The sequence below is a fragment of the uncultured Bacteroides sp. genome, from assembly GCF_937912035.1.
Classification (GTDB): domain Bacteria; phylum Bacteroidota; class Bacteroidia; order Bacteroidales; family Bacteroidaceae; genus Phocaeicola.
The window spans coordinates 40,236-55,802 of the sequence record NZ_CALDPF010000036.1 but is presented as its reverse complement, the minus strand read 5'-3'; the positions used below and the strand labels follow the sequence as shown (position 1 = coordinate 55,802).

Below are 15,567 nucleotides of genomic sequence, written 5' to 3'. Positions count from 1 at the left end.
ATATGAATTGGAAATTGTTCATTGCCCGTCGTATCTACAAGAATAACGACGGAAACAAAGAGGTATCAAAGCCGGCTGTGCGCATTGCCATGGCCGGCATTTCTATTGGTCTTGCCGTGATGATTGTCTCGGTGGCAGTGGTTATCGGCTTCAAGAATCAGGTGCGTGACAAGGTGGTGGGACTAGCTTCCGAGGTTATAGTGACCAGCCTTGACGATGCGCAGCTTTATATGACGGCTCCCATACAGGCTAGCGACAGTCTGTTGGAGGCTCTTTCACAGAAACCGGATATCAGTCACGTGCAGCGATATTCCGTCAAGCCTGGTATGATCATGACTGATGATAGTTTCCAAGGCATGGTGGTGAAAGGAGTGGGGCAGGAGTATGATTTCAGTTATATACGCGAACATATAACGGAAGGCGAAATCCCGGAGTTTACCGATACGGCATCCACAAACAAAGTGTTGATTTCGAGGTCTATGGCCGACAAACTGAAACTTAAGACCGGCGACAGAATCTATACTTACTACGTAGATGACAATGTGCGAGCGCGCAGACTGACCGTAGCCGCTATCTATCAGACAAATTTCTCGGCTTTCGATGACTATTTTCTGCTGACAGATATTTATACGGTAAACCGCCTTAACAAATGGAAATCTGATCAGGTGAGCGGAATTGAGATAGATGTAGATGATTACTCGCGCATTGACGCCGTGAATGATGATATCCGCACAGGGTTGTTTGAAGCCTCTGACAAATACGGTCAGAGTTATTTCTCGCGTACCATAGTTGAGGCCAATCCGCAGATTTTTGCATGGTTGGATTTGCTCGACCTTAATGTTTGGGTAATTCTTATACTGATGACAGGAGTAGCGGGCTTTACCATGATTTCCGGTCTGCTGATTATAATACTGGAACGTACCAACATGATTGGTGTGCTGAAGGCTATGGGGGCCAACAATAATTCCATAAGGAAAATCTTCCTTTCATTCTCTGTGTTTCTGATAGGCAGGGGGATGCTGTGGGGAAATGTGATAGGACTTTCACTTTGTCTGATACAGTATTTCTTCGAGCCGATAAAGCTGGACCCTACCGTATATTATGTCAGTTCTGTTCCTATAGAATTGAATGTTCTGATTTATATTCTACTCAATGTGTTTACGTTGGTAGTTTCTGTGCTGATGCTCGTGGGACCATCCTATCTTATAAGCAGGATTCATCCGGCACGCTCAATCCGTTATGAATAATGTTTGTTGTCAATAATGATGCGCACTCCAGTATCAGACAAAACATCAAATTATGGAAACCGTAACACGGACGTGTCACGCGCGTTACACGTCCGTGTTACGCTCGTTGCACGAATGTGTTACACGCGTTACACGAGCGTGTAACGCTATCTTTATTGGGATATTTCTAGTGAAGTGTACGCAAAAAATTTCAGAACGTAACGTTATCTAAGTAAAAGAATAAAACGAAATGTCCGATACAAGGGAGCTTCCTGGTATCGGACATTTCGTTTTTTATATATCATCTTTGGCAATATCAACCTATCTTACTTATTTTCTTGAGCTTTTCTTCGTCTATAAGTTTAATCTTTCTACCGTCAATTATTATCAGTTTTTCGGCGGCAAAATTTGAAAGTGTGCGTATGGCATTCGATGTTGTCATGTTCGACAGGTTTGCCAGGTCTTCGCGCGAAAGGTAAATGCTCAGAGTGCAGTCATCCTCTTCCACTCCGTATGTATCTTTGAGGAATAGTAGAGATTCTGCCAGACGTCCGCGGATATGCTTTTGGGTGAGACTGACGGTTCTTTCGTCTGAAATACCCAAATCAATAGAAAGCTGGCGGATAAAGAATAACCCCAACTGTGCATTTTCTTCCAGCAGTCTTACTATACACGTCATAGGTATGAGACATATTGTGCATGGTTCGAATGCGGCTGCGGCAGTAACGAAGTTTTCATTTGCGAAATATGCCCTGTAGGCGAAGTATTCTTTGTCTTTGATGACTCTTATTATCTGGCTTCTTCCGCCGACCCCGTCTTTATAGATTTTCACTTTTCCTTTCAGCAGGCACATCAAGTGCTTAGGAGTTTCCCCTTCACAATAGATTGTTTCGTTTTTCTTATACTTCTGAATTGTAAAGTTCTGTGCTAGATATTCTCTTTGAGCTTCTGTTAATGGTTGCCATAGATCGGGAATGCTTTCGGCAATCTCGGTCTCAGATAATTCTTTTTTTACCATAGATGTTATAAAAACGTGTTATATAGCACAAAGGTAAGAATAAAAAATTAAAAAACTGTTTTTTTACGATTAAAAATAACAGTTTAAAGGGGTTTTGATTATTTTTGTTTCTGATATGTCGTATTTACAAGAATATACAAGGTTGATTTTTGTGCGTCTGTTTTTTATATGCTTTTGTATAATGATGCCGTTGATTGGGAAATCGGAGAATATTGTTTCACTATTTCCCAAGGACCGTGTCGTTCCTGACTCTATTTTGAGTAAGATGTATTCATCGGCATCAATTTATTCTAACCAAATAAAGGGTTACAAGGCAAATATGTATCTGAAAGGAACTATCACCGTACATCATCGAAATAGGATTATAAAGTATATTCCTTCGATGTTCAAGCTTGAGGATAGTATCCGTAATTATATGCATGAGTCAATAAGTGAACTTCAATATACTGCTCCTTCCATTTATGACAGAAAGATAAAGGCTATGGTATCTACTTTCAGGAGCCAGAGAGGGCAGATCTTTGATATCATGGACTATATGAAGTTTAATGTTTATTCGTCGTCATTAATGGGCGATAAGGTGTTGTCGCCATTAAACAGCCAGTCTAAGGTACATTATAGATATATGCTGGACAGTCTGTCGGTAATAGATAATAAGCCTTGCTGTAAGATACGTGTTCAGCCTAAGTATAAGAGTACGAAGTTGGTTGATGGTTATATGTGGTTGTATGCTGACGATTGGTCAGTACACAGTTTTGATTTTGAAGGTGAGTATGATTTGATAGATTTCAGGATAAAGGCCAACATGGGTAATACTCCGCAGACGAAATTTCTTCCGTGCTATATGGATATTGATATGAATTTCAAATTCCTTAAGAATCATTTGCAGATGAGGTACTATGGATGGCTGGATTATTCAGAGGTGAAATTCACAGAACTTGGAGAGATAATATATTTGAAGAAAGACAGAAGTAAATATAATCTGTCGAATTCATATACGTTGACTTGTGATACCACACGTCTGGTTACCGACATTGATTCGTTTTCAAAAATAAGGCCTTTCCCGCTTACTTATGAAGAAGAGATGCTCTATAAGGATAAAATGGACAGGAAGATGATTGACAGGCAAAAATGGGTTAAAGATTCTATTGAGAACTTGAAGAAGCCGAAAAGTCAGGTCTTCCTGGGACAAGTGGGTGATGCTTTGATAAACTCGTATGATATTGACTTGCCCAAAGTGGGAAGTATTAATTGTTCGCCTATAATTAATCCGCTGTTGCTTAGTTACAGTCATCGCAATGGTATATCATACAGGCAGGTTTATAAATATAACAAATTGTTTTATGACGGGCGTTTGTTGAGGATAGCTCCACAGATTGGTTTTAATTTTACCAAGAAGGAGCTATATGCCAAGGCAGATGTAGAGTATGTTTATAACCCAAGGAAGCATGGCGCTTTGGAATTGCATGTTGGAAACGGTAACAGAATTTATAGTAGTGTTGTGCTTGATCAGCTTGCAGCTATGCCTGACAGTACATTCTCTTTTGACGGATTGAACCTAGATTATTTCAAGGATATTTATGTAAATCTGTCACACAATGTAGAGATAGTAAACGGATTGAATCTTTGGACAGGTATTTCCATGCATTGGAGATATACGAAAAGTACTCCGGAATTGGACACAAGAGTACGCTCCAGATATAACAGCTTTGCTCCACGTGTGAGAATAGAATGGACTCCGGGTATGTATTATTATATGAATGGTAACAGAAAGGTTAATGTAGGTTCGTATTACCCAACTTTTATTGCTGATTACGAGCGTGGTATAAAAGCATTTAAAAGTTCAGGTGAATATGAGCGTCTTGAATTGTCTGCTGAACAGGTTATCAAGGTTAGGGACATTCATCACATCGCATATCATGTGGGATGCGGATTCTTTCTGAATCAGGAGGATATGTATTTCGTGGATTATGTGAACTTTGCGAACAGGAATCTTCCTCAGGGCTGGAATGATGATATAGGAGGAACGTTTCAGATGCTCGATGGAAGGTGGTATAATGCTTCAAGTCATTATGTACGTGGTAATATGACTTACGAGTCGCCATTCATTTTGCTTTATCCTGTCAGCAAACTTCTTTCCTTCGTACAGAAGGAAAGAATATATGCCGGAATATTGTTTATGCCTCACCTTAATCCTTATTTCGAAATAGGATATGGTATAGGTACACATGTGTTTGATGCCGGTGTGTTTATCGGGAATGAACGTGGAAAATTTACTTCAGTCGGATGTAAGTTTACGTTCGAGTTGTTCAATAAATAATGTATATATATGTGTGACTATTTTCTCATATAGTCACTCTTGTGTCGGGTTATATATCCTATTTTCAGACTGAAACTGTATAGTGGACGCATGAAGTCGTATATAAAAAAATATGCAGAAACTTTTTCTCCCATGGCTTTTGCTGTCCTGCAGAAAACTGTCATAGCTGTTATTGTTCTTATCAGCCAGGCAACGAAGATACATGAGGTGAAAATCCATTCTTTATTCAATATGCTGATACACAAAGCTGTTATTACCGATATATTAAACAACGATGCGGACCATGTTTCCAGACCATTTGATATTCGGGACATTCCTTTGTAATGATTCCCGGTTACTTCATATCCTATTTTGTCGTCTTTCCATGTCTTCCTGTACTTAGGTAAAGGCATACGCACTATGCTGTTTGAATCTACACAAACTTTTGTGTTTCCTTTATCTGCAATTTCGTTGATGAACAAATCATCGTCACCTCTTGACAATGTGAGCTGGTTGTAGAAACCTTTGTGTTTCACGTATATATCTTTACGGTATGCCATGTTTCTTCCTATTCCCATATATGGCTTTCCTCCGAGAGCCTTTCCGAGGAAACGCATTGAAACCAGCAGCATGTCTGCTATTATTCTTTTTGCAAATATTCCTTTACTGTAGCTGTAATTGCAGTAGCCCAGGACAATGTCTGTTCCCGGTACAAAGTTTCTTGACAAACTTCTTAACCAGTCCTTGCTTTCAGGTTTGCAATAAGGTTCTGTCACAACAATCCAGTCGTATTTGCTGGCTTTGATGCCCATTGCCACCCCAAGTTTCTTTCTGCTGACGTATCGTGCAGATTTGGGAATAAATGTGCGGTATAGATGATGGTATCTGCTGCCAAGAATCTTGAGTATATCTTCGTCTTCACCTGCCGATTCGTCGTTTACCACAATCACTTCGAATTCCGGATAGTCCTGTTCTAGGATTGCCGGTAGGTTCTCTTTAAGCATGCTGGCAGAGTCTTTGGTAACTATAATGACAGATAGGGGAGGACAGTTGGTGTTTTCCGGAAGGTTGTTCTGTATTTTGTTGCTTTTGAATAATCTGCTGTACGGAACAAGAAAATAGTATAACTGTATTAAAAACGTCAGTCCGCAGAATATCTGCAAAAATAGAATAGCCGAATTATAGTCTATGTTTATCATATCTTATTTTGTTTTCTGAAAAGTCATGCAAAAGTAGTTCAAAATTTCAGAAAAAAGGCTCCTTCAATGGTTTTTATTTAGCCATTAAGGAGCCTTACCTTGTGTGTTTTGTCTCTTTAAATAAGTTCATCGGATGTATATCCTTGCGGAAGTGTTCTGCAGTTGTATGCCGATGCCATTATTTCACCGTATGCTCCTGCCGAACGAAGGGCTATCAAGTCGCCTCTCTTAGTTTTGTTCAGGTCGATAGCTTTTCCGAAAACATCTGATGATTCGCAGATAGGGCCAACTACATCGTATGTTTCCATTGCCTCATCTGAAGTTATGTTTTCTATTTTGTGATATGCCTGATACAGAGCCGGACGTATAAGGTCTGTCATACCTGCGTCAACGATTGCAAACTGTTTGTTTGTTCCCTGTTTTACGTAAGTAACCTTTGTGATGAGGCTACCGCACTGCCCAACTACTGCACGTCCCAGTTCGAAATGCAGTGTCTGCTGCGGACGAAGGCGCAGATGTTTGTGGTATGTCTTGAAGTATTCTGCAAAATCAGGTATCGGCTGACGGTTAGGATGAGCATAGTCTATACCGAGTCCGCCACCTACGTTGATGTGTTCAACGATAATCTGGCGTGCGAACAGTTTTTCCTGCAGTTCGTTCACTCTGTTGCAGAGAGCAACGAAATCGCCCATATCAAGAATCTGAGAACCAATGTGGAAATGAAGTCCTACAAACTTCACATTATTCATCTCTAATGCACGGTCAATAACATAGTCCATATCGTTCATGCTGATACCGAACTTGTTTTCTGCAAGACCTGTTGTGATGTTGGCGTGAGTATGTGCTCCTACATCAGGATTGATACGGAAAGCCACTCTTGCAATCTTGCCTTTGGCTGCTGCAAGTTCGTTGATGACTTCAAGTTCTGGAACAGATTCTACATTGAAGCAGAAAATATCGTAGTCCAGTCCGAGATTGATCTCCCAGTCTGTTTTACCTACTCCTGCATATACTATCTTGCTTGGAGGAAATCCGGCTTTGATAGCCGCTTTGATTTCGCCGCCGCTTACACAGTCGGCACCAAGACCGCTTTCGCGGATAATACTGAGAACCTTAGGATTGGCATTTGCCTTAACAGCATAATGAACGCAGAATTTATTGTATTTGCCACTTTCATCCTTTATAGTCTGAAGAGTTTCGCGAAGCAGATTTGCATCATAATAATAGAATGGAGTTTCCATTTCGCGGAATTTTCCGATAGGGAATGTACCTTTCATAAAGTGTTCTGTTTTTTTATTTTCGTTTGTAGCTGTTTTTACAAAAAAAGCGAATGGTCTGGATATATCAATCCACAGCCATTCGCCTTTGTATTATAGAGTTTTATTTATTGTTGAATAAAACATCGCTCAGAGACTGCAGTGCACGTTTCTTGTCTTCTTCACGGATAAGGAAAGAAATGTTGTAGTTACTTCCTCCGTATGAAATCATACGAACAGGAACTTCTTTCATTGCCTGAAGAGCTTTTGATTCGAAACCTACGTTTTCCCATTCCAAGTCACCTACCACACATACGATACACATGTCCTGATCAACAGTAACTGTACCGTACTTCTTTAGGTCGTCAACAATTTCGTTGAGGTGCTTTGTATTGTCGATAGACATCGATACTCCAACTTCCGAAGTACAAACCATATCTATTGCAGTCTGGTAGCTTTCGAATATTTCGAATACCTTGCGGAGGAATCCGTGGGTAAGCAGCATACGGCTTGACTTGATCTTGATAGCAGTGATATTGTCTTTTGCTGCTACTGCCTTAATCTTGCCTTTCTCTGTTTCGTTAGAGATAAGAGTACCTGGTGCGCTTGGCTCCATAGTGTTGAGCAGTCTTACCGGGATATTTGCATATTTGGCAGGCTGTACGCATGTAGGGTGAAGAATCTTTGCGCCGAAGTAAGCCAGTTCTGCAGCTTCTTCGAAGTGTAACTGACGTACAGGAGAAGTCTTCTCAACGATACGAGGGTCATTGTCGTGCATACCGTCGATATCTGTCCATATCTGTATTTCAGAAGCGTTGACTGCCGCACCGATAAGAGATGCTGTGTAGTCGCTACCGCCTCTCTGCAGGTTGTCTATCTCGCCGTAAGCGTTGCGGCAGATATAACCCTGAGTGATATAGATTTCATATCCTGGATTTGCTTCAAGTTGGAGAGCCAGTTTCTCACGGATGTAAGTCAGGTCAGGTTCGCTGTTCTTGTCTGTACGCATATATTCCAATGCTGGCAGAAGAACTGCGTTGATTCCTTGTTCGCAAAGGTAGTTTGTCACCATGTTTGTAGAAATGATTTCTCCCTGAGCCAGGATAACTTTTTCTTCGAACAAAGTGAAAATGTCTTTTGTATATGAACGGATATAGTCAAATACTGACTTTACGAATTCCAATGTCTTCTGTTTATATTCTTCAGTAGAATAAAGTTCATCTATATGCTGTTTATACTTTGCTTCCAGCTTATTGATGATTTCATTCGCACCTTCAGGATTTTTCTTGTACAGATAATCCGAAATTTCAACTAATGTGTTAGTTGTACCCGACATTGCGGAGAGTACTACTATTTTCTGCTCGCCGTCAGAAATCAATTTGGCAACATCTTTCATTCTCTGTGCAGAGCCTACCGATGTTCCTCCAAACTTTAAAACCTTCATTTTACGTTTCGAATTTTAATGGATTGTTAATAATTAAATATCAGAATGCAAAATTAGCAATAATAATCAATTTCTTTTTGTTTTTATGCCAATTTTACGTTCATGTTTGATTTTTTTATGAATTCTGCTGCTCTTCCAGCTTATGGGCCTCACATTTATATACTTTGCCGGGATATTCCGAAAGTAAGTTTATATTGTGAGTAGTCATTATTATTGCCGATCCTTGAGAACATATTTCCCTGAGGAGCTCAACAATACGATGACCGGTTTCCACATCTAGATTACCTGTCGGTTCGTCTGCCAGAATAAGTTCAGGCTTGTTCAGAATTGCCCGGGCTATTACAATTCGCTGCTGTTCGCCTCCTGACAGTTCGTTAGGCATCTTGTATCCTTTGGTTTCCATTCCTACCTGCGTAAGAACTTCTGTTATTCTGGCCTGGATGTCGTTATTGTTTTTCCATCCGGTTGCTTTCAGCACAAATTCCAGATTTTCTTTTACTGTACGGTCTGTAAGTAGCTGGAAGTCCTGAAAAACGATACCTATTCTTCTTCTTAGTGCAGGGATATGTTTTCTTTTTATACTTTTCATGTCATAACCCAGCACTGTTGCACTACCGTCCTTTATGTCAAGTTCGCCATATATGGATTTCAGGAAAGTGGATTTTCCGCTTCCTACCTTACCTATAAGATAGACAAACTCTCCGGGATTGATGCTGAAACTGATATTTTCCAGAATCTCCTGTTCCTGTTGCCAGATGCTTACATTGCTGTATGATATAAGTGGTGCTTCGCTCATCTATTAATGTTTTTTCCATGTTTCACTGTGGCGTTCTTTCAGTTCTCTTGCCAGATCTTCTATACGGTAACCTTTCGAAGTAAGCAATACTATAAGGTGATAGAGTAGGTCTGCTCCTTCATAAATAAGTCTTTCGTCAGTACCGTTGCATGCTTCGATCACAGTTTCAACGGCTTCTTCACCCACTTTCTGTGCCATTTTGTTCACTCCCGACTGGAAGAGACTTGTTGTATATGATTTTTCAGGCATTTCTTCATGTCGTTTGCAGATGAAGTCCTGAAGCTCTTTAAGGAACATTATGTCTTGCTCGTTTTTGTCTCCCCAGCAAGTATCTGTGCCAAGGTGGCAGACAGGTCCTACAGGGTTCACCATTATGAGGAGAGTATCGTTATCACAGTCGGCCTTTATAGATACCACGTTCAGGAAGTTTCCGCTTTCCTCGCCTTTGGTCCAAAGTCTGTTCTTTGTGCGGCTGAAGAAAGTAACCTTGCCTGTTTCTATTGTTTTCTGATATGCCTCTTCGTTCATGAAGCCCAGCATAAGTACTTTCTGAGTGTAGTTGTCTTGTATGATGGCAGGAACCAGTCCGTTCATTTTGTCAAAATTCAATTCCATAATTCTATAATCTTTTTTCGGTTAATATGTATATGTATTTAAAGTCTTACGGAAATACCTTCTTCATGAAGATACTCTTTCAGTTTCATTATAGGTATCTCTCCAAAGTGGAACACACTTGCTGCGAGTGCGGCGTCTGCCTTACCCAAAGTAAATGCATCTCTGAAATGCTCCATTTTTCCGGCACCCCCTGAGGCGATAACAGGAATGTCCAGTGTCTCGCTCAGATGCGCCAATGCTTCGTTGGCATATCCGGTTTTCACTCCGTCATGGTCCATACTTGTGAACAGGATTTCTCCTGCGCCACGGTCATTGACTTCCTTAGCCCATTCGTACAGGTATCTCTGGGTTTCCACTCTTCCGCCGTTTAGATAACATTTCCAGCCATTGGCTGTCTGTCTGGCATCAATGGCTACAACGCAAACTTGTGATCCGAAGTGTTTTGCTATTTCATCCACAAGCATCGGATTCCTTATGGCTGCGGAGTTTATAGATACCTTATCAGCTCCGGCATTGAGTAATCTGTCAACATCTTTCAGCTCGTTTATTCCGCCGCCTACGGTGAAAGGAATATTAATATGTGCGGCTATTCGCTTCACAAGATCTGTAAATGTTTTTCTTCCTTCGTGGCTGGCTGTGATGTCAAGATAAACAAGCTCGTCTGCGCCCTGTTCGCTATAAGCTTTTCCCAGTTCCACAGGGTCGCCTGCCTGACGCAGATTTACGAAGTTTGTACCTTTTACTGTCTGTCCGTCTTTTATGTCAAGGCATGGTATAATTCTTTTTGCAAGCATAATCAGTCTTGTTTGTCAGAGTTTGATAAATCGGACAAGTCCTTTAGTTTGATTTTACCTTCATATATGGCTTTCCCGAATACCACTGCAGGAATACCTGCTTCATCCAGTCTGTATATATCATCAAGGCAGCTTACTCCTCCACTGGCTATCAAGTGCATGTCCGGATGGTTTACCATTATTTTTTTGTAAAGTTCTATTGACGGGCCTTCCAGCATTCCGTCCTTGCTTATGTCTGTACAAAGAACTTTAGATACTCCTTTGGCTGTATAATCGTTCAGAAAATCTTCAAGCATAATGTCGCTTTCTTCTTTCCAGCCGTTAATAGCTATTTTGTTGTCTTTTACGTCGGCACCAAGGATTATCTGTTCGTGACCATATTTGTTCAGCCATTTTTCGAACAATTGAGGATTTTTGACCGCTATACTTCCTACGGTAACCATTTGTGCGCCATTATCGAAAGCTATAATAAGGTCTTCATCCGACTTTATACCTCCTCCGAAGTCGATAATAAGAGAGGTTCTTCCGGCCAGTTGCTCCAAAATCCTGTAGTTGACAATATGTTTTGATTTGGCTCCGTCCAAGTCAACTACGTGCAATCGTCTTATACCGTATGCCTCAAATTCTTTTGCTACTTCAACAGGATTTTCATTGTATATCTTTTTAGAGTCATAGTCTCCTTTTGAGAGGCGGACACATTTTCCGTCTATTATGTCTATGGCTGGAATTATTTCTATCATAATATTATTATGTGTTTATAGTTCTAAGAAATTTCTTAAGATTCTTTCTCCCGTTTTTCCACTCTTTTCAGGATGGAACTGTGTGGCATAGAAGTTGTCTTTGTGCAGCGCAGAACTGTAAGGAAGAATGTAGTTGGTACGTGCGGCTGTGAAATCGTTCAGCGGAACATAATAGCTGTGGACGAAATAAACATACTCATCCTTGTCGAATCCTTTAAACAGAGGGCTTACGGTATTTTCGATGGTGTTCCATCCCATGTGTGGCACCTTGTCAATGTGTCTTTCCGGACAGAATCTCTTTACATCTGTATCAAAAATCCCGAGACATTCTGTATTTCCTTCTTCGGAATATTTACACATAAGCTGCATGCCCAAGCATATTCCTAAAACCGGCTGCTTTAAGTCCTTTATCAATATATCCAAATTTTGTTCTTTCAGATATTTCATTGTTGTTTCAGCCTCACCTACACCTGGAAATATCACTTTGTCAGCTTTAAGAATAGTCTCCTTGTCGGATGTTATGACAGGTGTCACTCCAATACGCTTTAAAGCATAATCTACAGAGAATATGTTTCCGGCATTATATTTTATGATTGCTACATTCATATATTTGTCTTATTTCTGCCTTCCTTATTCGTTTTTGCAAAAGTAACTAAATAATATTTAATTCCTAACTTTTATGTCAAAAAGTTTGCTTTATGGCATATTTTATTGCATGATATGATCCTATTATAATATATTTCTGAATAAAGTTTTTTATGATTATATGTTGTGATAAATAAAAGAATTTTATGTAATTTAATTGGAATGAATTAATACAATTACAAAAATTATATATATCTTTACAATGTTCAAACAATATTAAACAAGTGGAAAATATGAAAACGAACAATGTTATTATGGAAGTGGAGACTTATGAATCTCCGGAATGTCAAGTGATAAACTTGGAATGTGAATATGCGATTCTTGTTGGTAGTGGAACTAATTTCGGTTCGTCAACGCATGAAGGATTTGAAGAAAGTGAATATAGTTGGTGAATTAAGATTTTATGTATGAAAAAATATTTTATACCGTTTCTTATTTTAGGAACATCAATGTTGTATTCATGTACTAAAGAAGAAATTATTTCGGATACAAATTCTTCAAGTACTGAAAAAGTTAAAATGGAGTTCAAGGCAGGTATTGATGCTATTTCGCGTACTGTTTTAACTACAAACAATGTTGTCGAATGGAAGGAAGATGATGCCATATCTTTATTTGATTCCAATAGTAATAATAAATTTACAACCTCGACTGGTGGATCTTCAGTTATATTTACCGGGTCAGCACAAAATAATTTGGAGACATATTATGCATTATATCCGTATGATGCGAATGCTGTTCTTTCCGGTAGTGTGATTACTACTACGTTGCCTGCCGAACAAGTTGCATTTGAAGGTAGTTTTGCTAATATGCTGAATCCGTCAGTGGCAAAGTCCGTCAGTGATAAAACTTTAGCTTTCAAAAATGCTTGTGCTTTGGTGAAGTTTACTTTACAATATACTGGGAACAATAACATTACAAAAGTAAAGTTTCGTGGAAATAATGGAGAAGCATTGGCTGGAACAATACATATTGATGCTTCATCTGTTACTCATTCTGCAACAGTGGAAGCAGATTTTGCTGAAACAGAGGTGACACTTAGTGGTGAATTTTCATCTGGGGCAACTTACTATTTTGTAACCGCTCCTGCTACATTAAGCAATGGTTTGACTCTTGTTTTTTACGATGATAACAATAATGAATGGCAGAAAGTAGGTAATACTTCTGTAATATTGACAGCCGGTAAAATCTTGAATTTAAATGAAGTAACTCCAGGAAATTTTGTTCCGTCACAAGGATATAAAATAATTGATGGAGTATATCATGTATATAATGCCGACGGATTGTTAACATGGGCCTCTCAAGAAGACCATTTAAGTTCAAATGTCATTCTTGAGGCAGATATTGATATGAACGGGAAATCATGGAATCCTATAGGAAATGATATTACAGAAGGGTATTCAGGAAATTTTGATGGGAATGGTAAATATATACATAATTTAAATGTGAATGTAACCAACGGTAATGCCGGTTTCTTTGGTGGACTTGCAGCTAGTGGAAAGGTTCATGATGTTAAATTTTCAGGTGCTAAGATAACAGGTTCATCCTCTGTAGGAGTTATTGCTGGAGAAAGTTTAGGGATGATAGACAAATGTAATGTTCGCGATTCGGAAGTTGCAGGTGGAATTTATGCCGGTACAGTAACAGGTAACAATAGCCTACAAGTTAATAACTGTAATGTACAGAACGTGACAGTAAGTGGAAACAGTGCAGGTGGAGTAGCTGGTGTTAATTATGGAAAGATTGAATATTGTACAGCATCAGGCAATAATACTAAAATTACATCTACTGGTCAAAGTGCTGGTGGAATTGTAGGTTCTAATTCAGAGGAAGGTGGCACTAAGACGAGTGGTCGTATTTTAAAATGTGCTGTGTACGAAATTACAATATCTGGTAATAGGGCAGGAGGTATAGCTGGAGAAAATGGCTTTGGAACAGTAGCGCAATGTGTAGTAGATAAATGTACTGTTATCCATAATTCAACAGGTAATAGTGCAAATCTTGGTGGAGTAGTAGGATATAATGCTCGTGGTGAAGTGGTTGCAAGCTATTCAGCAAATTCTATTGTGGGTGCAGGTAATTTAACCTCAGAGGCTATAGGTGGTATTGTTGGTTATAATCTGAATTCTACATCGTCACCGGCTTATATTTATGGATGCTATTCAACACATGTATCATTGCTTGGTAATGCAGGTAATAATATCGGTGCTATTGCGGGATATAATAACGGACATGTAACTTCATGTTATGCTGTATTGCCTGATAATGTATCAGGTATTAAATTGGTTGGCATTAATAATGCAGTTAATGGAATAGACCACTGCGTAGAAGTAGGAGAAGAAAATTATAATGATCTTGAAAAAGCTGAAAATCTTAAAGTTACTGATGGCACAATTTGGAAAGCAGCCGAAATTTGGGAAATAACAGCAGGTGGTTTCCCTTCCGTAAATGCAGATTATATTGGTGAAGTTTCATCAAATTAATATTTTCTGTTCTGGAATAAAACTAGTGATACGATTGATTTCTTGATGTCGTATCACTAGTTTTATTTTTGTCAATCCCAGTTGGGTAGTTTAGGTACAATGCTTTCTATCCTGTTTTCTACCTCATCCGGTAGTTTTGAGAAGAAATCCATTCCAGTAACATTTTCCACACTATCCACAGTCACCATGTATTTCTTGATATCTTGTGAATGGGCGGTGTTTTTGAAAATAAATCCCATGGCTATAGGATTTTTTCTATTATATATAAGTATAACTTTAAAGAATCTGTCAGGTACTGCTACCTTATGTCCACCAATTCTCTTTGGTGATTTTGAATCGAAAATAGGCCCGCATGTAATGTATATCCTTCCGTATTTGTCAGCCCAGTTTCTGCAAAGTTCCTCTAGATCGTTCCAGTCACCACGATTTAGATTGCCAACTTGAGGGCATATATTGCTCATATAGAAAGATTCTATCATAGCCTTTTTGTTCCATTTCATATCTGCAGCCGGAGCCATGTGCCCTCTGTCGTATCCGCTTTTTGTATAATCTTTATGTACTACTCTTGGTTCTGGTAGATCCGGATCGGGCATGAACTTGTTGTATCTGTCGGCTTCTCCTTTGGTTTCTTCCCGGGTTAATTCCCATGCCACCCAATTAGGGTTTTTATAATACTGGTTATATGATAGGGTATATCCTATTCTGTTTATGATGATTTCCTTTTCATATCTCCCCGGATATGTATAAACTGGTATTTCCAGATTAAGTTTAGGGGCTTCGGCAGATGTGGTTGTCTCTTCCTTGTTTCCTGATCTTATCTTTTCAATTACCGGTTTCAGGTTTTCTGCCTGCGCTAGTATTTCATCCTTAATCTTGTCGGCTTCCTGAACAGTCTTTTTAAATGTTTTCTGTATTTCTTTATTGTCAGGAAGTTCCGGTAGATTTATGTTTTTATTTTCTGAATAAACATAGTAACCTCCGGCGCATAATCCGATAAGTATGATTAGCAGCAACGGTTTCCACTTGATACCGTTTTTTGTTTTTTTCTTTTTTGCCAT

At 39.3% G+C, this 15,567-nt stretch carries 14 protein-coding genes; 4 read left to right on the top strand and 10 right to left on the bottom strand.

Going from position 1 to position 15,567, the window contains the following annotated elements:
* Positions 1-2 precede the first annotated feature (2 nt).
* Entirely contained in the window at positions 3-1,247 is a 1,245-nt protein-coding gene (locus Q0486_RS10420) for an ABC transporter permease (protein ID WP_299232763.1), read from the top strand.
* 295 nt (positions 1,248-1,542) lie between these two features.
* Here the strand turns inward: Q0486_RS10420 and Q0486_RS10415 are convergent, their stop codons facing one another.
* The gene (locus Q0486_RS10415) at positions 1,543-2,244 is read right to left on the bottom strand and encodes a Crp/Fnr family transcriptional regulator (protein WP_299232760.1); all 702 of its coding nucleotides are present in this window, start codon (positions 2,242-2,244) and stop codon (positions 1,543-1,545) included.
* 181 nt (positions 2,245-2,425) lie between these two features.
* Here Q0486_RS10415 and Q0486_RS10410 point away from each other — a divergent pair, with 181 nt between their 5' ends.
* Complete coding sequence (locus Q0486_RS10410) at positions 2,426-4,561, top strand: DUF5686 family protein (RefSeq protein ID WP_299232757.1); 2,136 nt, start codon at positions 2,426-2,428, stop codon at positions 4,559-4,561.
* A 17-nt stretch (positions 4,562-4,578) separates the two neighbouring features.
* On the opposite strand, the gene Q0486_RS10405 is transcribed toward Q0486_RS10410, so the two are convergent.
* From Q0486_RS10405 to hisH, 8 genes are all read right to left on the bottom strand, one after another.
* Positions 4,579-5,739 (bottom strand): glycosyltransferase, encoded by a 1,161-nt coding sequence (locus Q0486_RS10405; protein WP_299232754.1) that lies wholly within the window; start codon positions 5,737-5,739, stop codon positions 4,579-4,581.
* Between the two features lie 116 nt (positions 5,740-5,855).
* On the bottom strand, positions 5,856-7,016 hold the full coding sequence (lysA, locus tag Q0486_RS10400) for a diaminopimelate decarboxylase (RefSeq protein WP_154043034.1): 1,161 nt from the start codon (positions 7,014-7,016) through the stop codon (positions 5,856-5,858).
* Positions 7,017-7,119: 103 nt separating this feature from the next.
* On the bottom strand, positions 7,120-8,439 hold the full coding sequence (locus Q0486_RS10395; RefSeq protein ID WP_204507957.1) for an aspartate kinase: 1,320 nt from the start codon (positions 8,437-8,439) through the stop codon (positions 7,120-7,122).
* Positions 8,440-8,554: 115 nt separating this feature from the next.
* On the bottom strand, positions 8,555-9,235 hold the full coding sequence (locus tag Q0486_RS10390) for an ATP-binding cassette domain-containing protein (RefSeq protein ID WP_299232746.1): 681 nt from the start codon (positions 9,233-9,235) through the stop codon (positions 8,555-8,557).
* 3 nt (positions 9,236-9,238) lie between these two features.
* Positions 9,239-9,850, bottom strand: a complete 612-nt coding sequence (hisIE, locus tag Q0486_RS10385) for a bifunctional phosphoribosyl-AMP cyclohydrolase/phosphoribosyl-ATP diphosphatase HisIE (protein WP_299232743.1) — start codon at positions 9,848-9,850, stop codon at positions 9,239-9,241.
* Positions 9,851-9,888: 38 nt separating this feature from the next.
* Complete coding sequence (gene hisF, locus Q0486_RS10380; RefSeq protein WP_299232740.1) at positions 9,889-10,644, bottom strand: imidazole glycerol phosphate synthase subunit HisF; 756 nt, start codon at positions 10,642-10,644, stop codon at positions 9,889-9,891.
* Between the two features lie 2 nt (positions 10,645-10,646).
* On the bottom strand, positions 10,647-11,384 hold the full coding sequence (gene hisA / locus Q0486_RS10375; RefSeq protein ID WP_299232737.1) for a 1-(5-phosphoribosyl)-5-[(5-phosphoribosylamino)methylideneamino]imidazole-4-carboxamide isomerase: 738 nt from the start codon (positions 11,382-11,384) through the stop codon (positions 10,647-10,649).
* Between the two features lie 15 nt (positions 11,385-11,399).
* Positions 11,400-11,990, bottom strand: a complete 591-nt coding sequence (gene hisH, locus Q0486_RS10370; protein ID WP_299232734.1) for an imidazole glycerol phosphate synthase subunit HisH — start codon at positions 11,988-11,990, stop codon at positions 11,400-11,402.
* 272 nt (positions 11,991-12,262) lie between these two features.
* Between hisH and Q0486_RS10365 the strand changes: the two genes are divergently transcribed.
* On the top strand, positions 12,263-12,421 hold the full coding sequence (locus Q0486_RS10365) for a hypothetical protein (RefSeq protein ID WP_299232732.1): 159 nt from the start codon (positions 12,263-12,265) through the stop codon (positions 12,419-12,421).
* Positions 12,422-12,436: 15 nt separating this feature from the next.
* Positions 12,437-14,509 carry a fimbrillin family protein gene (locus tag Q0486_RS10360; RefSeq protein WP_299232730.1) on the top strand — a complete coding sequence of 691 codons (2,073 nt, stop codon included), beginning with the start codon at positions 12,437-12,439 and terminating at the stop codon, positions 14,507-14,509.
* Positions 14,510-14,580: 71 nt separating this feature from the next.
* Here Q0486_RS10360 and Q0486_RS10355 read toward each other — a convergent pair whose 3' ends face one another.
* Positions 14,581-15,567: a DNA/RNA non-specific endonuclease gene (locus tag Q0486_RS10355; RefSeq protein ID WP_299232728.1), complete on the bottom strand. Its 987-nt coding sequence runs from the start codon at positions 15,565-15,567 to the stop codon at positions 14,581-14,583.